We start from the raw sequence: 21326 nt of genomic DNA on the forward strand, positions 1-21326 counted from the left end.
TAGAAAATTTACCTATTTTTTCGACCGCACTTTTAATCTCCCCTTAAAATTCGGCTTAACCCTAGCTTTTTTCCTTCATGAAATACACGGGCTTGTGATCTCGATCACAGCATATATCTTGGTCTATCGTTATATTTATTAATACATAACGTTAAGCAATTTAACGTCTTTAATGTAATATCTCATTGCAAAACAAGGATGAACCATGAAAAAAATTAAAAATAGATTTCATAGATCTCATGACATGAAAGCCATGAAGTTTGGCGTCACCGCCCTTGCCGTACTTTGTTCCGCTCCAGCACTAAGTGCTGATTGGGCTGAACTGAGTACCAATATTGAAAATGGCTCTATTGCTCAAAAATTCCACTATTACAGTGGTGAGGGAAAACAGGCTGAACTGAATCCAATGAATATTCAACAGCACGCTTTAACAGGGAATATTATTGGTGCAATCAGTGATAATGATTTCAGCGAAAACACTGATATTAATGGTTTCACCTTAACGATCAAAGATACACCACTCACTAAAAAGAGAGCCGTTTTCAGCGCGGGTTCCCACAGCGGAAACGTGACCCAAAATACGCTTAACCTGAATAAGGTTACCGAAGGTTTCGATCTAAATGTCCGCGGTGGCCATTCTTATAAAGGCACGGCAAAGGGGAATCGCCTCAATATTACCGATTCAACCATTGATACAGCCTTAGGAGGAAGTTCACGCAATGGTGTTGCTGATGAAAACAGCGTAAATATTGTCAATTCAGAAGTCCGTGTTATTCACGGTGGACGCACTTGGTTCAGTAAACAAGGGGCTAAAAATAACAGCGTTGAAATTTCAGGCGCTGTTGCCTCATGGGTTTATGGTGGAGAATCCCAAGGAGGAGAAGTAAGTGGTAATAAAGTTACTATCAAATCTAATGGCGATAAAAAATCGCTATCACGTGGCGTTATTGGGGGGAAAAGTGCTTCAAGCACCAAGGCAAACGTCAATAACAATGAAGTCACACTGATTGGGTCTGATGTTGAAAGCAGCAATGAAAGCGATAGCGGTGTATATGGTGGATTTGCCGCATACGGCAACGCGAATAACAATAAAGTGACCATCAAATCTGAAAGCAATAAACAAGCCATCATTAACGCCAATGTGTTTGGCGCAACCAATGAAGGTCAAAATACATTTGGCGGACCGATTTCTACCGCCAATGGTAATGAAGTCAATATTACAGGGGCCATCGTGAAAGGCGATATTTATATTGCAAAATCAGCAGGAAGCAATACCAGCTACGGTAAACTTGTCATCAATGGAGATAAACACTATCGCGCCCAAGTTGAGAGTGTTTATGGTGGCTACACTCTCTCCGGAGAAGCGTCACACAATAACCTTAATATCGCTAATACGGATGTTAAGGGCGATGTTTATGGAGGTTATATTAACGATGGGTACAACAAACAAGCCGCACAGAATACAATTACGTTAGATAACACCAATGTCGGTGGTAATGTTTATGGTGGGTATAATAAAGGCACAGAAAGCCATACCACCAACAACGTCATTACATTAAAAAACCAAGTCAAAATTGACGGCGAATTAGCCGGCGGTATGGCTGAAAGTGATTCTTATGGAAGTGGTGGATTCGGAGGTGGATTCGGAAGTGGATTCAGAAGTGGATTACTTTCTATCAGCGGATTAAACACCACCGGAACCGGCACAAACAACACCATCAATTCTGATGTTACCAGCGGAAACACCTTGAATGTTTATTCCAATAATGTCACGGTAAAAAATATTAAAAACTTTTCTGCCTACAATTTTTACCTACCAAGTCATGCTCAGGCAAATAGCAGCATTCTCACAACAACCGGAAACGAAGACATTGATTTACGAAACAGCCAAATCAGCATGCAGCTAAATGCCGGGGCCTTAAACTTAAAAGTGGGTGAAAGCATTAATCTCATTAAAAGTAACAATGCGAAAGTACTAACAGAGAGCTCCATCCAAAAACATGTCATGGAATCAGGGCTGATTGGCAACTACGGATTTAATATTAATAGTGATAACACGGCTTTAAAAGCAACATTAATATCTAAAACAGCCAATGCGAATGCTAAAACAGCACTCAATGCAGCACATTTATCCACTGAATTAGTGGGTCAATTATGGGATGTCACTCGAGATGCTATCGACAACACAAACATGAATGAGCAAAAATCAATGACGGCTTTTGCCTCTGCTAATGGCTTCAAATCTAACAATGATAATAGTGACACCGATATGAAAGGAGCAATCCTTTCTGCCGGCCTCGCGATGAAAGTTAGAAACCATGTTTATGGTGGTTTCATTGAAAATGGCCATGGTCATTATCACAGTTATCAAACAAATATTACCTTTGATGGCAAAATTAGAACCTATGGCGTAGGCGCATTTGCCCGATTTAATGTTTCACAGAACGTCTATTTTGATGGCGTTGTAAGAGCAGGCAGAAACAAAACCCTAAACAACGGCACTAATGGATTCAACTACCGTTTAGATATGCCATATTACAGCGCCGGCATTGCTATCGGACATCAACTTTCATTCGATCATATCAGCTTAGATAATTCTTTAGCTTATGTTTATTCCCGCATGGGCAGTGATAGCGCAGAGATCAAAGGTACAACAGTGCAATTTGCTCATATCAATGCAAATCGATTAAAAGCACAAACCAAGTTAAGTTATCTTACCGGTAACTTTCAACCTTTTGTTAAGTTGAAATTTGATTATAAGCTTAATGGTGCATCAAAAATTACAGCTCAGCCAGATGAGGAAGGTTTCCAACAAGCATCTAAAGGGGGAAGCGTAGGTGGAGAAATCGGTTTCAAATATCACTTCACACCGGCTGCAAAAGCCAGCCTCAGCTTTGGGCACATGACCGGTAAACGAGAAGAAACCAATGGTAAACTAGAATTTACTTATCAATTCTAATTAAAAAAGTGCGGTTCAATTTCAATGCGTTTTTTATTAAAAACAACCTGAAATTCGACCGCACTTTCTTTTTCCTAGCGAGTTATTTTCACCGTCACATTGATTGTCGTCCGATAGCCTGCCTCATCAACAACGGTAATTTGATATGTACCGATATTTGTTGGTTTCCATAAAAATGTTTCATCTGCTCTGCTCTCGCCTAAATACGCGTTATTCACAAACCAATAAAGATGCTGAACTTCGCCTGATGTCGTGGCAATTAACGGGATATGGTCTTCTACGCTATTCACATTAATAAAATAAGTCCGATTTTCCAGTGGTGAGGTAATTTTCAACGGATTATGCGTAATCTGTTGTAAAGATTGATTTTGCTGTTCATAAGGGCATTCCGCATTGACCATCGGGCTACGTTTCATAATTCCGGCTTGAGCAAACAATTTTTGATAGTCACTGCTCCAGATCTCATAAATTTTTTGTTCCGTTTCCTCGAGCGGATCTGTTGCACAAGCTAAAATATCCGTGCCTTTACGTACGCGTAACTGCTGATAGATATTGCTCACCTGAATGGGCGATTTACCGGGAATAAAAAGAGTATTGGTAAGTTGCTGGCAATGTCTATTCGGTAAGTTGCCGTCAGCGGCACATACCGGTACATCTTTTAAAGTCAACTTTTCACGGCTAAGCGGATCTTGCATAGCCGGAGATTGCGCAATAATAGCGTCTGCCAGCTGTAAAAATAACGGTGCAGCAAGGCGACGCCCGATAAAGTGCGGGTTGCTTTTATTGTTAAAATTGCCAAACCACACCACCAACGTGTAATGGCCAAAATAGCCCGCCGTCCAAGCATCGCGCAACCCATTGGAGGTGCCGGTTTTCCAATAAGTCGGCAACTTAGTTTTGATGGCTTTGTTATAAATATCGGTGCGAATATTCTGCGCTAAGATGTCGCCTAACATATAACTGCTTTCCGGACTTAATAACGGGACAGATTGTTCAGAGGAGCCATCTTTCAAGGTTTGCAACGGTTGCCATTTTCCCCCATTGGCAAGCGCAGCATATAAGCCTGCCAGTTGTTGCAAGGAAAGCTCCGCTCCCCCCAATACCAAAGACAACCCATAATGGGCTTTTTCCTTCGGCAAAACGATCTCCGCTTCTTTCAGCAAATCGTAAAGATCAGGATATTTCAGACGTTGTGCCATCTCGACTGCGGGAATATTGCGGCTTTGTAATAACGCCTGTGTCACGCTGACCGGTCCAAGAAAATTGCCTTCGTAATTTTCCGGCTGATAATCGGCAAAGTGTGTCGGTAAATCTTTTAAAATCGTTTTCGGGTGGGCTAGCCCTTGATCAAAGGCCAAGCCATAAATAAACGGCTTCAAGGTCGAACCATAAGAACGTTTTGCCAGCGTGCCATTAATTTGCCCACTGATTTGCGGATTAAAATAATCACCGGAACCTACCAAGGCTTTAATTTGCATAGTGCGATTATCCACCAACAATACCGCCAGATTATTCACGCCATAGTTTTTTTGTTGTTGCAAATAACGCTGGCTAATTCGCTCAACCAAACGCTGTAATCCACTGTTTAGGCTGGTCACAATGCGTCCATTTTGCATTTCCTCTTTTTCCGCATATTGTTGCAATACTTGGTCGGTAAAGTGCGGTGCAAAAAACGGAAGTTTTTCAATGGGGCGTAAAGGATAATTTAATTTGAAATGGGATTGCCATTGGCGATCTTGCGGATGAGTTTCTACCCAACGGGCATACAGTTTATTACGGGCATTAAACAGTTGCGGATTCAGCTGTTGATTATTCTGCTGAATGTAGCCATTTGGGTTTTTCGGCAAAATCGCCAATGTCATGGCTTCCGCTAAATTCAAGTTTTTGTTGGCACGATTAAAATAAATCAGGCTTGCCGTCCCGGCACCTTCAATGTTCCGACCATAAGGCGCAAAGTTGAAATAGGCTTCTAAAATATCCTGTTTGGAATATTGCAATTCTAATTGAACAGCACGGAAAATTTGCTCAATTTTCCCGTGGATACTGCGGCTGTCAATATTCCATAGAATCCGCGCCAATTGCATGGTGATGGTAGAACCGCCCTGCGGTGAGCCACCTAACAGATAGGTTTGTGCCGCGCCACGCAACAAGCCGTAAGGGTTTACCCCAAAATGATAATAAAACCATTCATCTTCCTGAAAAAGTACGGCATCCACTAATTGTGGCGAGAGTTCTTCTAATGGCGTCCACAGGCGATATTTCTGATCTTTTGCTGTTGTTAGGCGTAATAAATTCTGCTGTTCGTCATACACTGCAACGGAATAGGGAAAACGTTGTTTCAAAGGCTCATGAGGTAAAAAATGAACCACTACGGCCGTAACGAATAAACCGCATAAAACAACATACAAGCATTGACGAAATTTCTGTGACATAACCATCAAACATGACTAAAAAAGTGCGGTAGATTTTCAATGTGTTTTATCGCTAAAACACCCCCGCCCTTTTTACTTAACTTACGAATTAAATTCCTTTTCTGTCTATGACAAAAAGAGCCCCGCTTCATAGTTGACTAACAAACCTCCGACAATTAACCAAAGGTAAACCAAGGTACCGAGAATCAACGGCTTAAAACCGGCCTGTTTAATTGCACCGATATGCGTTGTTAACCCCAACGCGGCCATCGCAGAAACAAGCAGAAACGTATCAAGCTCAACCAAACATTTTACTAACGCTTGTGGCAACAAATTAAACGAATTGAACACTGCAACAGCAATAAACCAAAGCGCAAACCATGGAATAGTAATTTTCCGTGACGCTCCTGCTTGCGCATCTTTAGTCAAAAGCCAAGACAATCCCAATAAGAAAGGGGCCAACATCATGACCCGAATCATTTTCGTGATCACCGCTGTATCTGCGACGACAGGGCTAATGTTGCCGCCAATGGCATAAACCTGCGCCACTTCATGCACGCTAGAGCCCACATAAATACCGAATTGGTATGGTGTCATTAATGTGCTGAGCCAAGGATAAAAAAGCGGATACAAAAAAATGGAGAGCGTGCCGAAGATCACCACCACCGCAATCGCCACCGACACTTTATGCGATTCTGCCTTTGTTACCGGTGCGGCGGCCATCACGGCAGCTGCACCACAAATACTGCAACCGGAAGCCGTGAGATAAACAAGTTGTTTATCCATTTTCAGATAACGAATACCAATAATACAGGTGAGCAAAAAAGTAGAAAGTAACATCAGGCCATCGGTCAGAATTGCGTTTATTCCCACGTCAGTAATATCTTGCAACGTGATTCGAAAACCATACAACACGATCCCGGCACGTAAAATCTGTCCTTTAGCAAACAAAACGCCTTTTTCAATATGGCTTTCATAACGTTTATAAACACTATTACCAAAGAGCATCCCCAGCAAAATGGCAATAATAAGCGCGCTTAAATGCGCCTGCTGAGCAAATGGTGTTTGACTTATTTGTTGTGCGATAAATGCTAAAAATGCCACACAAATAAGCCCGAAATAGAATGATCGATTTTTCATTTGATTTGTCATGAAAGGGAAATGAGGCTTCATTATACGCTGAGAACAGCGAAAAATGCAGTTGATTCTGACCGCACTTTAGGGCTTGTAAACCGTTCGCAATAAAAAACTCTCCGTCAAACGAGGGAGAGTTTTTTCTTTTTTAAGCGATTATTGAATCACTTCAATATCCCCTTTCGCAGCAGATTGGGCATTAACCGCACGGTTATACATGTTTTCTGCATAAGCCTGTGGAATTTTGAATTTACCCACGTTCACTGCTTTTAATTGATATTGAATGACGGTGGTGGTCTCTCCCACGGAACCGTAGCTCAACATACGGTCTTCACGCAAATCACGGTGTACCCAGTTAAAACGTTGTTGAGTTTCCTCTTGTGCGCTCATGTCACCATTCCCCGTTACCACTTCAAATCCAGCCGGATAAAGGTCGGTAATCACCATGTTGTCTTGCACATTTTGCAATGAACGCACATTGACTTGTACGTTAATGATGTCGCCAAGTTTCACGGAAGTCACCGGTTTGCCGTCTTTATCTAAGTAAGTGCGGTCGATTTCAACGCCGTTTTTAATGGCCTCAGCAGACGGTTGTTGTACATAGCCGGATTGGCTAATAGCATACCAGGCTCTTTGCGTACTTTGGTTAACAAAGTTAAGCGTTGCTTTGTCTGCATTGATATTGGCTAACACAAAAGCGCCTTGTACTCTGCCGATATTTTGACCTTCTTGTTGAATATGTAATTTTTCAAGTTGGTCAGGGTATTGCTTACCGTAAGCCTCTAACGCTAAAAGCACCATTGCGGAAGACAAGCTGTTATAACGGTCGTCATTTAAATCTTGCACAATGCCTTCAAACAATCCGTTAGACAATAGTGCCGCCTGTTTCGGGAAATGGTGTGACAACACATACAACACCGAACTTTTCTCAATCAACGGATCTAAATAATCGCGGTAGAACCATTCGTTTTTTGCCTGCGGATGAGCAAAGTTTGCCATCAGATTGTTCATCAGCGTGTTTGCATCTTCTTCCTGTTTCACCAACTGATAGGCACCAGCCAACCAAGCCGTTGTTAAATCAGATTGCCATTCTTCCGCTTTGAAATGACGCTCCAATAGACTACGGATAGACATTAAGCTGTCGCTTGGCACTTGACCTAAACGCGCCAATAAGTAGGTCGCATAAGCGCGTTGACGCAACATGGCTAAATCATCTTCACTTTCCGGACGACTTAAACGTTCTAATGCCGCAATAGTTTGATTAAACAAGCCGTTTGGTGCGACCCATGCTGCCGGTAATTGCACGTTGTGCTCTTGCGCTTCAATGAAGAAATGCGCCACATAAGCCGTTAAGAATGCATCTTCTTCATCTAAACCGGACCATACGCCAAAGCCTTCGTTCTCAGTTTGGCGTGCCGGTAATAAACTAAAGACACGATTCAAATTGTTGTGTAATTGCTGTTTAGTGGCTTCAATAGCCTGCTTGTCGCCCGCTTGTGATAAAACGCCAAGTAAACTTTGATACTCAGGATTATTTGCCAATAACAGATTAGGCATTGCCGCACTGATAATTTGTTCCGTACACAAGTTGTCATAGTTGCCTAAATAACTTGTGATACCTTTCGCTAAGGCTAACGGGGCGGAAGAAATTAGCGCATATTGCTCACGGCGTTGTGGGAACAAGAGATTAGGTAATTCGCCTTGTACCTGTTGATTTGCCGCCACATCACCCACTTTGATGAATTGCTGTTTCGCCGTTAATGGACGCACGGAAATACCATATTTGCGTTCAACCTGTACCGGTTGTTGCTGTTCATCTAAGTAAGCCGCGGTAAAATATAAAATGCCGCTACCAAGCAAATCTGTTGCTTTTAATTGGAAATCCACCACGCCTTCGCTCATCGGGGCTAATACAATGGAGGTTTGCGCATTACTTAATACTTGGAATTGCGGTGCAACATTGAGCTGAACAAGCACATTTTGTTTACTCTTCGTATTATTCGAAACGGTCAAACTGACTTTACTTTCATCATTCGGTGCCAAGGTTATCGGCGCACTTGGCGATAAAATCATGTCGTCACGCACCAAGGTTTCCGCTTGTGCGATATTCATCTGTGAACCGTCATTTGTTACGGCAACCGCCATGACTTTTAAATTACCATTAAAGCCCGGTGGAATTTGGTAAGTTACCGTTTTGCTTCCATCCACATCCACAATATTTGACCAGAACACTGCCGGTTTATCGGTTTTACGTTTAAATGGATTGGTATTGGCCGCTAAGGCTTTTGCCAACATTGCCACTTCTTCCGAGTCACCACCGGTTTGTGCAAACTGCAATACTTTACGAAATTCCGGCAAAATCAAATCCAAAATCTGCAACGTTTCCACTTGAAGGGCATATTTCGGGAAGAAAAACTTCAACGGATCTTCTTGTTTATGACCAGCCACTTGCAAGATGCCTTCATTTACCGCATAAATTACTGCTTTACTTGGTTTATCGGAAGATAACGTAAACTGCACTTTATCACCGGACTTCACTTGCTGCGGTACATTTAACGTCACATTCAAACGATGGTTATCCACATTGACGCTAAACGGCGCAACGCCATAACTTAGCGGGCTAGTGAAAATATCATCAGATTGCATATCACGAGAGAATTGCACGTTAATATAACCACTTCCCTCAAAATTCTCAGGAATTCTGATTTTTTGTACAGAACGGTTAGTCGTGGATTTAAACCATTGATGGGCATATACACGATCACGTTCAATGGTGATTAATCCGCTCCCCGCATAAGGTGCATTAATTGCCACCTCGATTTCTTCACCCGGCATAAATTGTTTTTTGTTCAAGTTCAATTTAAGTTCAGTGTTTTTATCCATGGCGACAGAGACGTTGCTGTTGCCAATCACCGTATAAGGAATGCGATTGACGGTTTCACCGTATTGGTTATTAATGACCAGTACAAAATCACCACTGCGTTCAGTGTTTAAAGCAAAATCAGACCCATTTTGATCAATATCCAACGGTTTTTCATCAATTTGATTTTCTACCAGTTTAGATTCGTACTTATAAGCACCGGAACGTTGTTCGGTTAGCACGGAAACATATTTACGCTCCATTAAGACCGCACTTAGCCCTTGCACGGAAATTTTTTGCAGACTTGGATTAATCGCAATTAAGTTCACCTGACTTACGCCGTTTTCTCTTAAATAATTCAAGTCTTGTGCACTGCTGTAACCCACTAACCAAGGTTGCGCAGAAACTAACACCGATTGCACTTTGGATACGCCACGACCGCTGTTATTTTCATAGCCGTCCGCTGTGAAATACAACATTTGTACGGTATTTTCCGCTTCTTGCGCTAAATTCAAGGCAAAAACGGCATCACCGTTGTTATCCGTGGTTTGATCCTGTAATTCGGTTTCCAACAAAATCGCATTTTTATTGCGTTGATTATCATAGAACTGATAATTCTTGTATTCAGGAAAACTCGGGAAGAGAGAATGCAACATGATGTTTGCACTCACCCGGCGTTTTTGCGCCGGCATACCAAATAAATTTGTTAAATGGATGGTCGCCTTTAAATCCTGCGGAGAAACCCAACCGGCTTGTTGGCTACGATTAAACATCGTATTGATTTTCAACGTATCCGGTTCAAATTCCTGCACTTGGAACGTCATAGAACCAACATCAATTTGTTCTTGCTGTTGACCAATTAAAATATGTGCCGTCCATTCACCGGTTTCTGCATTTTCCGACAACGGATAAGTCAAATCATTAAAACCACTTTCACTCACTCGGATTGTTTTTTGCCATTGGGTTTTACCGGATGGTGACGTGATTTCTAAAGTGAGTGGCACATTGGCCAAGGATTTTTTCCAATCCAACGCCTTGCTGATCATGCCGATATACACGGACTCACCGGGGCGATAAATACCTCGATCATTAAACAAGAAGGTCTTAATGGCGTTTTTTTCCGGCGAAATTTCCTGACCCCGAATATCAAAACGGGAAAAATCTAAAGTGCGGTCTGATTTATCAATCGGTAGGAAAGACTGATCTTGCCCACGTGTGACTAAATACATAACCGGTTCAAGTTCTTGCTTGAAATTCTCTAAAGATGGAAGCTGAGCGACCCCAAGTTTATTGGTAAATTGGCTGGCGATCACGGTGTTATTACGGGAAATAACTTTCACCAACGCATTCGACACCGGTGCACCACTGGCAATCGATTGCACGAAAACAGATTGTGTCCCATCTGCGGCTTTTTTCGCAATAATGCCTAAATCCGTCAACACAATTAAACGGTAATCACTGGTTTGCGAATCCGGATCGGAATTCCAATAATAATAGCCATCTTCATCTTTACTATCTTTTAAATTATCGCCATCAGATTCACTGCCAGAAGAAACCGCACTTGCTTTCACCCAGAAGATCCCTTGTTTCGGCAAACCTTTTTGCGATAAATCTACGCTGAGATAATCTGATTTACGTGGATTATCGTTAGCTACAGTAAGGGTTTCCGTTTTAAACGTAGCAATATCGTCAAATTTCAAATTACCTAAATCCGGTTTTTGGAAATTGTTGCTATTTAAATTTGCCACATGACGAAGTTGCTCAGCCTGTACGCGGCCAATATCCAGTTGCACACTGTCAGCGTTACGTACAGCAAGGGTTAATTTGCCGTCACCATATTGAGACAATAAAGAACCTTTTCCCACAAAGCCGACATAAGTCGGATAATTCGGCGCACATTCTAAGCTGCCAATCGGTTTTTTCAGTTGATAACCGCCCAAGGCTGTGAATTTGTTATTCAGTTGCAAATAAAGGCAACGCCCTTCCGGAATATCAAAACGGAAAGATTGTTGCGCTGAGTAAGGATGTTCGCTTGGAATTAATTCCGGTTGAACACGTTCGCCACGTCTAACAGCCGCTTCCGTTAATTTTTCCGATTCCCAACTTTGTCCTTCGGGTAATGTCGGTAATAAGATCGCAATAAGATTCTCGGCAATGTCTTTGCCTTTCACGCCATAGTTGAAATTAAAGGTTAGAACCTGTTCTGCTTCATTTTGCTGATTGTTAATAACCTTAAAACTATTATCCTCGTTTTGCAGACTATATTTCGTCGGCACCGGCACGAGTTTGGTGATGTCTTTTTCTAAGGTATTCACACCGGTCTTCGCCCGCAAGGTTTGGCTAATTTTGGTTTGCACAAATTGATTCGGTTGGGTCGATAAAGACAGGTCATCCGAGCTGATCCACGCTTCCAATTTATTGTCGGAATAACGAATCTTAAATTTCAACGGATTAATCAAATTAAGCGATTGATCCTGATTTTTGCGAACTAAATTTACTTCAACCGCACTTTCTAATGCCTTAGGATCAACCGGATTAGAAAACACCAAATGCGTTAACGCATGACGAACATGAAAGACATTCGGATCCTGATAAAAGTCCGCATCGGAGTCGACAACACTAAAAGGCTGGGTTTTCACAGAATGAGGCGTGGTGACTGATTTCGCATAGGTTAATCCTGGGTTTAATGCCGTTTTATCTAACGTGATTTTATATTCTTGCCCAGTTGGCCAATCCTGTGCGGGCGTAAAACTCAGTAAATTATCACTCGACCAAACCCATTTCCCTTCAAGGGCAGGTTCCATTTTAATGCCTTGCGTGATCTCAGACTTCAGTTTATCAATCGGTGCGGCAGCACCATTAAATTCAATATTCAGCGGATAAATGGTATTTGATGCGCCTTCTTCCCCGTAATAGGTTGGTTCAATGGGATTAAATTTCACGTGAACCGCATTGTTTTCATTTCCCTTTTGCTGCTGATACCAATAACTGCCACCACCGGCTGCTATGGCTAATACGAGTGCACCAAGCACTGAAAATTTTACTTTGCCTTGCATCAGATACTCCCTTGATTAACGTTAAAATTGACGCTGTTATTTACCATTATCATTAATTCGTTCCGCCTACGGTAATTTGATCGATTTTCAATGCCGGTTGCCCTACGCCTACCGGCACGCTTTGTCCTTCTTTACCACAAGTCCCAACACCATGATCCAATGCCACTTCATCGGCAACCATGGACACATTTTGCATCACTTCAATACCACTACCGATTAAGGTTGCGCCCTTCACCGGCTTGGTGATTTTGCCTTTTTCGATCAAATAAGCTTCTGAAGTAGAGAACACGAATTTGCCGGAGGTAATATCCACTTGGCCGCCACCAAAGTGCGGTGCAAAAATGCCGTGTTCTACGGACGCCACTAAATCCTCAAATTTATCTTTGCCTGCCAACATATAAGTATTGGTCATGCGTGGCATTGGCAAATGGGCATAGGATTCACGACGTCCATTGCCTGTCGGTTGCACGCCCATCAAACGGGCATTCATTTTATCTTGCATGTATTTCTGCAAAATACCGTCTTTAATCAATACGTTATATTGACCTGGCACGCCCTCGTCATCCACGGTGACTGAGCCTCGGCGATCCATTAAGGTACCATCATCCACAATCGTGCATAACGGCGATGTGACTAATTCGCCGATTTTGCCGGTAAATAATGAACTTTCTTTACGATTAAAATCGCCCTCTAAGCCGTGCCCAACCGCTTCGTGTAATAACACCCCCGGCCAACCGGCGCCTAACACCACCGGCATTAATCCTGCCGGTGCCGCCACCGCGCCTAAATTCACCAATGCTTGACGCACCGATTCTTTCGCAAAATAGACCGCTCTTTGCTCACCTTGATAGCTCTCAAAGAACCATTCCAAACCGAAACGACCGCCTGCGCCCGCACTGCCACGCTCACGCTTACCGTCTTGTTCTACCAACACGGAAACCGATAAACGAATGAGTGGGCGAATATCTGCTGCCAACGTGCCGTCAGTGGCTGCCACCAACATTTCTTCATACACCATGCTCAAGCCGGCATTCACCTGCACCACTCGTGGGTCTTCCGCGCGGGCAGTTCTGTCCACTAAGCGTAATAATTCAATTTTTTGCTCTTGGCTTAAGCTATATAACGGATTAATGGGTTGATAACGCAACGGTGCGTCCACCGGATTAAATCTAACAGGCAGAATAAAATTACACTGAGAAGGTTGCGCAATACCACGCACTGCCTGTGCGCATTGTTGCAAATTGGCTAAATTAATTTGGTCAGAATAGGCAAAACCGGTTTTCTCGCCACTGACTGCACGCACGCCTACGCCGCGATCAATATGAAATCCGCCTTCTTTAATAATCCCGTCTTCTAATACCCAATTTTCATCCTGACTCAGCTGAAAATATAAATCGCCATAATCTAAGTTGCGTTGCGCTAACGTATCAAATACGTTGGATAAATCGGATAACGCCAAATGACTGCGGGTTAATAAAGACTCGGTGACTTGTTTTAACATGAAATATTTACTTATATCGAAAAATAGATTGATAAAAAATATGCAAATTATAGCGAATTCGCGCTCTCTGGGAAAGGCTAATTACTTTTTGATCTGATTGGTGTCGTTCTATTTTTTCAGCCGAACAGTCGGATTACCAACTTTGTAGTATGGCTCATTTCTTGTAGGGGATTATACTAAACGCCTTATTTTTCCAATTAAGTAACCGGTTATGCAAAATCCATTTAAAGCCGAATGGACGGCAAAAGGGCATACGCTCTGCTTAGGACATTGGGATATTCGCTATAACGGCATACCTCTCGTCCTCCCCACTGAACGCCGTGATAAAGATATGGGCACCAGAAATATCTATAATTTTATTGATCCCGAAGATGAGCTTTATTTAGAAGGCTTGGATGAAAGCGACTGGATTTTAGCCAACATGGATTGGCTGTCGGATTTATTTATTCAATACAACATTCCCTTGGAAGAAGACTACATGCGCGCATTTTATCAAGCGGTGAATCCGGAAGACTGGCGTTGTGGCAGTTGCGGCGGTTGCATTTAACCGCCACAGCGTGAATACAGAATAGGACTTTTAATCGAAAAGTGCGGTCGTTTTTCGCCGTGTTTTTTAAGACTGCCGTTCAATCACCACTTTAATATCTTCCGGTGGGGCGTAATAAGGGGCGGAGGTGATAAATAAATGAATACCCAACTTGGCATAATCCGCCACATTATTTTTATTTACTCCGCCCGCAACAGACAGGATGATTTTTTTGCCACTTGCCGCTACCAAAGACAATGCGTGCTTCACGTCATCCACCGACCATTTATCCAACTGAATAATATCCGGTTCGGCATCTAACATTTGTTCAAATTGACTGAAATTATCCGCTTCCAAGGTAATTTTATTTTCCGGCGCTTCCCGTCTTAAACATTCCACAATTGCCGTCCAATTATCGGGTTCCGCAAGCAAGTTGCGATGATTGGTAAACACCAGCAACGTTTCACTCATGCCTTGGCGATGAATATGCCCGCCCGCCGCCAACACCGCATTGGTCGCTAACTTTCGGGTATTCGGAATGCTTTTGCGGGTGCAAGCCACTACTGCATGAGGATGAATGGCTTTGGCATTAGCGATCATGTCCGCCGTGTATTGCGCCACACCACAGGACCACTCCAACACCAACTGAACCACTTTCCATGCCTGATGTAATTTGTCGCCGGAAGCCACCGCACTTAACAGCACCGTTCCGGCGTCAACGGTTTCACCTTCTTGCACATAAACCTGCGGTTCAATATCCAATTTTCTCAGCAATTTTTCTGCCACGCGAATTCCTGCCACAGTACCGGCATTTTTACGCTTAAATAAAATCCTCGCCGGCACGTTGTCCAAACCGAGCGCGCGGGTCGTCAAATCGCCACGATAAATATCCTCCAATAAAAAATCGTCTAATTCTTTGTCTGAAAAATAAATCATGTGTTCTCCTTAAATAAATCGCCCTAAAGGTAATTGGGCAGCCCAATAACGGCTTTCAGCATATTGTCTATATAAATCAAAATATAGCAACGATTAAAAACCGACCTTTTTGCAGAAAAATTCCGGTTTCACAAGACATTCACTACGCAATGCATCTAACCACTCTTCTAGATTCTCAAAGTGTGAAAAATTGTGTCGTCTGGCAACAGCAGCAAAATCGCCCGGCGTGAGTAAATTCAGCTCAAGGATACGTTTTGAATGGGGTTCATCCCATGCGCCCAAATTCAATTTTTCCGCTTGTTGTTTAGCAAAATCTAACCGCTGCTGAGGCGTTAAATAATCAAATTTTAGCTTTAAATCAAAACGCCGTAATGCTGCCGGATCCAGCACATTCATTAAATTCGTTGAAACCACCATTATGCCTTCAAAACGCTCAATTTGCGTCAACATCTCATTGACTTGAGAACGTTCCCAACTACGTTCCGCACCGTCGCGTGAAAATAAGAACGTATCCACTTCGTCCAGCACCAACAAACAATTATCACGCTTCGCCGATTCAAATGCCTCCGCAATTTTTTGTTCTGTTCCGCCAACATAAGGATCGAGCAAATCAGATCCTTTGCACAGCAACAACGGCATATCTAACTGCTCGGCAAGCCAACCTGCCCAAGCGGTTTTCCCTGTGCCCGGTGGGCCATAACAACAAATTCGACCTTTCTTGGTTCTCACTAATCCCTCACTGATTTTATGAATATTTTCATTGCAGGAAACCCACTCAAGCTGATAACTCAGTTTACTTTCCACCAACGGCTCAATTTTCTTTTTACCTTGTGCCTGTAAGGCTTCATTAAATAGCGTCAGCAAGACCTCAGAAAAGGCTTTTTTGCCGTTATCAACCGCATTTGCCACATTGAATACACGCGTTAAAATAGCCGGTGAAAGTGACCGCACTTTGGCAAAATGCTGCACATATTCCGCCGTTAATTTACCGCCTGCCAGCTGCGAAATTAACGCCGATTTATTTTTTAACGGTAAATCCGGCATTTCAAACACAAAATCAAAGCGACGCAAAAAAGCCGCATCTATGCTGTGTACCGAATTGGATAACCAAATCATCGGCACGTTATTATTCTCCAACAACTGATTTGTCCACGCTTTATTTTTTTGTGCAACAGAACGCTCCATAAACGAGCCGTTAAACACATCTTCAATTTCATCAAAAATTAAAAGTGCCTGTTTGCCGTTCAATAACGTTTGAGCAAGACGACTGTAATTCAAACGTTGCTCTGCCTTCACAACATCACCGTCAGAATCCATGTAAGTAATGTTATACGCCGAAATCTCCAATGCCTGAGCAAGCAACCCGGCAAATTCAGTTTTACCGGTGCCAGGCACGCCATAAATTAAAAGATTCACGCCTTTCTGATGATGTTTTAGTGCTTGTTGCAAATAGGTCAACATCATCTCTTTCATGCCGGCAATATGGGCAAAATCATCCAGTTGCAAACTTGGCACTTGAGCGACTTCCGTACAAGATTTTAATAGGACATTTTCGTTTAATGGTTGTGTCACAAATTCATCAAAATCTAAGGTTTCGCCCCAATCTAAATAATCATGCACACTATCGGGGCGATAATCGCGATCAATCAGGCCATAAGCATCGAGTTTACTGCCTTTCTTTAAGGCAGATAGAATCTGATTTTTCGGCTGTTTAAGTAAATCCGCCATGATCGCAGCCGTTCTTTGTAAATCCGATTTCGGCAAGTAGCCAAACAAATCTCGCATAGCTCCTTCACTACGTAAATGCATGGCAAAGCGGAGAAGTTCCTGTTCAACGGGATTCAGTTGCAAAAATTCTGCCAACGTTGCCAAATTTTCATACGCCTGTTTCCATAACTCCGGTAAAAGTGCGGTGGATTTTTGGAGTGTTTTATACCGCTCCTTTAAAAGCCGACGAGCAACCGTGCGTAAATTTTTATCATTCTCTAATTCTTCAGGCAGCCCAAACGCACTGGCAATTTCATCACTTCGCCAGCTAGTCTCCCGAAACACTTCGGAAAAACCTTTATGCTCAAATAAAACTTTAAGCATCATATTTTCAGTATAAGAAGACACTGTCGGTGGGTTTAATTTATATTCGGACATAAAAAATACTCCTTACTAGGTTAGTAAGGAGTATTTTAGTGAGGAGTGCGACAAAAGGTGTCGCTAGGAATGAGTTTCTAAATTAATTCCCATACTTCATAAACTCTAGACAATAGATTTTCCTGTCTTTGCTCAACGATTTCTGGAGTCCATTTTTCAATGTCTAAAACTTGTGTAGTTAAAGCATAAGATGAAACATTATTATTTCCTTTAAAATATTTCTCTTTTTTATCCTTAAATTCCAAATTACTTGCTGAAGAATTACGTCTTCTATTTAGCGGCACTAAATTAGCTAGACGGTGTACCCACAATTTATGTTTTTCCTCATCCCACCAATAACTCCATTGGCTATCCTCTTTAATTGTTTGAGGTAATACATGTTCAATTGTCAAAGAGTCTTTCTGCAGATTATATGTTGCAGCGCCATCACTAATCATTGAATCCATTCGTAAAATTAAATAATTTCGTCTAGGTGCCACTAATTGATAAACATTTCCATCAAGTAATAATTTAAACTCTTGTTTTTCCTCATCTGTTAAATATAATTTATTTGGAATCTTTAATTCTTTAGAACAATCCAAATCATTCTCTAACTGTTTCAATATATCTCCAAAGCGATAAATCCGATCATTAACATTTTTAGCACTTAAATAAAAATAAGAAGTTAAACAATCTAGATATTTAAAAAAATCATAAGCAAGTTGTTCTGTAGGTTTAGCATGCAAAAATCTAATCGCCACAGGAATCCACTCAGAAAAATTAGCTTTGTTTAACCAAAATAAATATCTGTTAATTTTATTACCAAATTTTTCTGCTTTGTAATTCTGTGATTTTAATATATTAAAATTATCTGCATAACTTGTAAGTTCATTATCAATAAAATCACTTATACTACTAATTTTAGGAAAAACTTTTTCTTGAAGTTCGTCTAGTACACTTTCCTTTGCTTTTTCCTTTATATAAATCATGCGAATATGTCCAAATAATTCATTGAATCTAGATCGTCCTAAATCTTGTTCTAAACTTTCCCATTTATCTGTATATTCATCCTGTTTACTATTTAAACTCCCTATTAAATCTGATTTAAGAATATCACTAAGCAATAAATTCATCCCTCTGTTATTCATCACAGAAAAAATACGAAACGCCGATTTTTTATTAGGTGTTGAAACAATCACAACACAGCATTTTTCGACAAGAAATTGACAAAACTCAAAAATAGCGCTCTCATTATCATTAAATTTGTTTTTTACTCTTTTAATGAGTGCTGATGTATTGTTATAAATATTTCTTTGAGCATCTGTTTTACAAACAACATCAATATTACTACTTATTAAATCATCGAGTCTTACATCTTGAATATAATCTCTAAAAAAATAATAATCACGATCGCGTAAAATTAATCTAGCCTCCGCAGGGATATTTTTTAGTCTTACTTCCGGTTGTTTAATACATTCCTCAACGTCTTTTCGGTCCAGACTACCTTTGGTTAAAAAACTTGCTAAAACTGAAAATAAAATAGTTAAACTCGTAATACGTTGTTGTCCATCAATAATCTCTGATTTAGGGCTACCATCTTGTTTAATTACAACAATACTACCTAAAAAATAAGTTTCCTCTGTTTTTCTTTGAAAGAACTCATATAAATCATCAAATAATTGCTCAATATTTTCAATCCCCCAAGAATATGGACGTTGATAGTTTGGAATTAAATATTGAAAATCTGAACTAAATACTTTACTTAGCTTGAATGCCTCGCCTCTGATTGCATAATCTTGACTACTCATATTACCTCCGTTGGTTAAGTAGATAGGATAAAATCCAAAAATAAAAAAACACTTCAGTCTCTGCCTTTAGAAATTCCCCCAAAGGCGACATAGTATAACTGACAAATCATCCGAAAACGATTGCTTCTCAATCATCTTGCGGCAAACCGTGAGGCGATCTTTATCATCGGCATATTTCAGCCAAATTTTTTCGCGCATTTCATCTGAAAGTCCGTCGGTCAAGCCGTCAGAACAAAGTAATAGGCTTTCACCCTGTTTAATGTCAATTTCCTGATAAAAGATTTTATCTTGAAATTCAGAATAATCCGCGACTAAACAAGAAGAAACACCTCCATAAATTGTGGCGAAATCCTCTTCTTTTTGGTGAGGAGATAGTTCTAACAATTCGGACAAAATAGAATGATCTTTTGTAATTTGTCGCCATTTTCCTGATTCATCAATAAGATAAGCTCTGCTGTCGCCCACACTGAGAATTTTGGCTTTTTGATTGAGTTGATCAATTTCCGCGGCGACGAATGTGGTTGCCGAACCAAAATAGGTGTCTGCCAACTGTTCCGATAATTTATCTTGCAAATAAGGAATGGTGTTTCGACTTAATGTCTGAATCTTTTGCAACGCCGACATGACACACTTACTGGCTTTTTCCGCGTGATTGCTATTGGAAATACCATCGGCAATGCCAATAATAAAGTGCGGTCGATTTTCAACGCGTTTTTCTGCTGTTTTTAATTTAAACTGAAAAACCGTTTCACCATTAAATAACGCATCTTGATTATGCTTTTTATTTTTTCCAATTTGCTGACAAAAGGTGATTTGGCAGACATTTTGCATATTGGTTTCCTTATGTTGATTGATTCAATAAAACATCGATTGCTTTTAAGGCCTCAAGTGCGGTCATATCCAACCCTAAAAAATGATGTTTTGATACACCACCGTCTTGCGGATTAATGCGAATAAAACCGGCTTTCTTGGCTTTTGCCGTACGTTCGGAAAAATATCGAACCGTTGGAATCGCTTTGCCTGCACCAAGTTCAATCACCACTAAATTCGGCACGCCTTTAATCCATTGTTCTAAGGAGGTTCGTTTCAAATCTTGATAATTGCTATTGTAAAACCAGTCGTCAAACATTAAGACATTTTGTCTCGCTAAACCACCACAAAAAGGACAGCGTGGATAAGGGCTCGTTAAGCGCAAGTTAGCATTATCCACTTCCGGTTGAAAATCCTTCGCCGTCCAGCTTTGATGATGGCAATCATGAACACATTGCATACGTTCTAGCGTGCCATGCACTTCATAAACCCGTTTTTCTTCAAACCCAGCTTTTTGAAAATGACCATCTACGTTACTGGTAAACACAAAATAACCGTGCGGTTTTTCCGCCGCCCAGCGTTTTAAAATTTGGTAACCTTCATGTGGCGTAGTGTTACGATATTGCACTAGACGGTGTCCGTAAAACCAATAGATCAGCTCCGTATGCGTTTCAAAGGACATCGGTGTCGCAATATCCTGAAAATTCAAGTTATGTTCACGAAATGCCGGATAAGCATTCCAAAATCCTCCACTACTTCTAAAATCCGGTAAACCTGAATCCACACTCATACCCGCACCGGCAGTAATCAAAATGCCATCTGCTTTGCGGATAAGCTCCACGGCATAGTTCAAATCATTTTTCATAGTACTTTTCTCTGCCCATTTTTCATTGTTGAAATAACACCGGCTTCTTCTAATTGCTCTAAAATTTGCCCCGCTCGATTAAAACCCAACCTAAATTGCCGTTGAATCATAGAACAAGACGCAATTTTTTGTTGTTGCACATATTTTTTTACCTCTTCAAAAAGCGGATCTCGATTAAAAGTAACTTTCATTGGCATCATTTTTCTCCAGTGTTGTTTATATAGAAAGAACTCAAGAGTCTTGTAAAAAGTAAAACAATCTCTCTTTTATGGAAAAAATTATATGGAAGGAAGCGACAATTTGTGTCGCTAGGAAATTTAACGCGTAATTCTTTTG

Annotated in this window: 12 protein-coding genes; 2 read left to right on the top strand and 10 right to left on the bottom strand. The window is 41.2% G+C overall.

Features of this window, described 5'->3' with window-relative positions; all coding sequences use genetic code 11:
• Nucleotides 1-205: 205 nt before the first annotated feature.
• On the top strand, nt 206-2959 hold the full coding sequence (locus tag ACO5E4_RS04260) for a hypothetical protein (RefSeq protein WP_485862179.1): 2754 nt from the start codon (nt 206-208) through the stop codon (nt 2957-2959).
• Nucleotides 2960-3033: 74 nt separating this feature from the next.
• Here ACO5E4_RS04260 and pbpC read toward each other — a convergent pair whose 3' ends face one another.
• The 4 genes from pbpC to tldD all read right to left on the bottom strand — a co-directional run bounded on the left by pbpC (nt 3034) and on the right by tldD (nt 13921).
• Nucleotides 3034-5391 (bottom strand): penicillin-binding protein 1C, encoded by a 2358-nt coding sequence (gene pbpC, locus ACO5E4_RS04265; protein WP_485862180.1) that lies wholly within the window; start codon nt 5389-5391, stop codon nt 3034-3036.
• Nucleotides 5392-5496: 105 nt separating this feature from the next.
• Nucleotides 5497-6510: a YeiH family putative sulfate export transporter gene (locus tag ACO5E4_RS04270; RefSeq protein WP_314953411.1), complete on the bottom strand. Its 1014-nt coding sequence runs from the start codon at nt 6508-6510 to the stop codon at nt 5497-5499.
• Between the two features lie 150 nt (nt 6511-6660).
• Nucleotides 6661-12420, bottom strand: a complete 5760-nt coding sequence (locus ACO5E4_RS04275; protein WP_485862181.1) for an alpha-2-macroglobulin family protein — start codon at nt 12418-12420, stop codon at nt 6661-6663.
• A gap of 52 nt (nt 12421-12472) precedes the next feature.
• Nucleotides 12473-13921: a metalloprotease TldD gene (tldD, locus tag ACO5E4_RS04280; RefSeq protein ID WP_485862182.1), complete on the bottom strand. Its 1449-nt coding sequence runs from the start codon at nt 13919-13921 to the stop codon at nt 12473-12475.
• A gap of 211 nt (nt 13922-14132) precedes the next feature.
• Here tldD and ACO5E4_RS04285 point away from each other — a divergent pair, with 211 nt between their 5' ends.
• On the top strand, nt 14133-14468 hold the full coding sequence (locus ACO5E4_RS04285; protein WP_314953402.1) for a hypothetical protein: 336 nt from the start codon (nt 14133-14135) through the stop codon (nt 14466-14468).
• Between the two features lie 66 nt (nt 14469-14534).
• Here the strand turns inward: ACO5E4_RS04285 and modD are convergent, their stop codons facing one another.
• The 6 genes from modD to ACO5E4_RS04315 all read right to left on the bottom strand — a co-directional run bounded on the left by modD (nt 14535) and on the right by ACO5E4_RS04315 (nt 21187).
• Nucleotides 14535-15383: a ModD protein gene (gene modD / locus ACO5E4_RS04290; protein ID WP_485862183.1), complete on the bottom strand. Its 849-nt coding sequence runs from the start codon at nt 15381-15383 to the stop codon at nt 14535-14537.
• Between the two features lie 93 nt (nt 15384-15476).
• Entirely contained in the window at nt 15477-17528 is a 2052-nt protein-coding gene (locus ACO5E4_RS04295) for an AAA family ATPase (protein ID WP_485862184.1), read from the bottom strand.
• A 77-nt stretch (nt 17529-17605) separates the two neighbouring features.
• Entirely contained in the window at nt 17606-19315 is a 1710-nt protein-coding gene (locus ACO5E4_RS04300) for a DUF262 domain-containing protein (protein ID WP_485862185.1), read from the bottom strand.
• Nucleotides 19316-19381: 66 nt separating this feature from the next.
• The gene (locus ACO5E4_RS04305) at nt 19382-20146 is read right to left on the bottom strand and encodes a PP2C family protein-serine/threonine phosphatase (RefSeq protein WP_485862186.1); all 765 of its coding nucleotides are present in this window, start codon (nt 20144-20146) and stop codon (nt 19382-19384) included.
• A gap of 10 nt (nt 20147-20156) precedes the next feature.
• Nucleotides 20157-20990 carry an SIR2 family NAD-dependent protein deacylase gene (locus ACO5E4_RS04310; RefSeq protein WP_485862187.1) on the bottom strand — a complete coding sequence of 278 codons (834 nt, stop codon included), beginning with the start codon at nt 20988-20990 and terminating at the stop codon, nt 20157-20159.
• Entirely contained in the window at nt 20987-21187 is a 201-nt protein-coding gene (locus ACO5E4_RS04315) for a DNA translocase FtsK (RefSeq protein WP_485862254.1), read from the bottom strand. Before ACO5E4_RS04315 ends, ACO5E4_RS04310 begins: the two co-directional genes overlap by 4 nt.
• Nucleotides 21188-21326 lie beyond the last annotated feature (139 nt).

This window comes from Aggregatibacter sp., assembly GCF_057314075.1.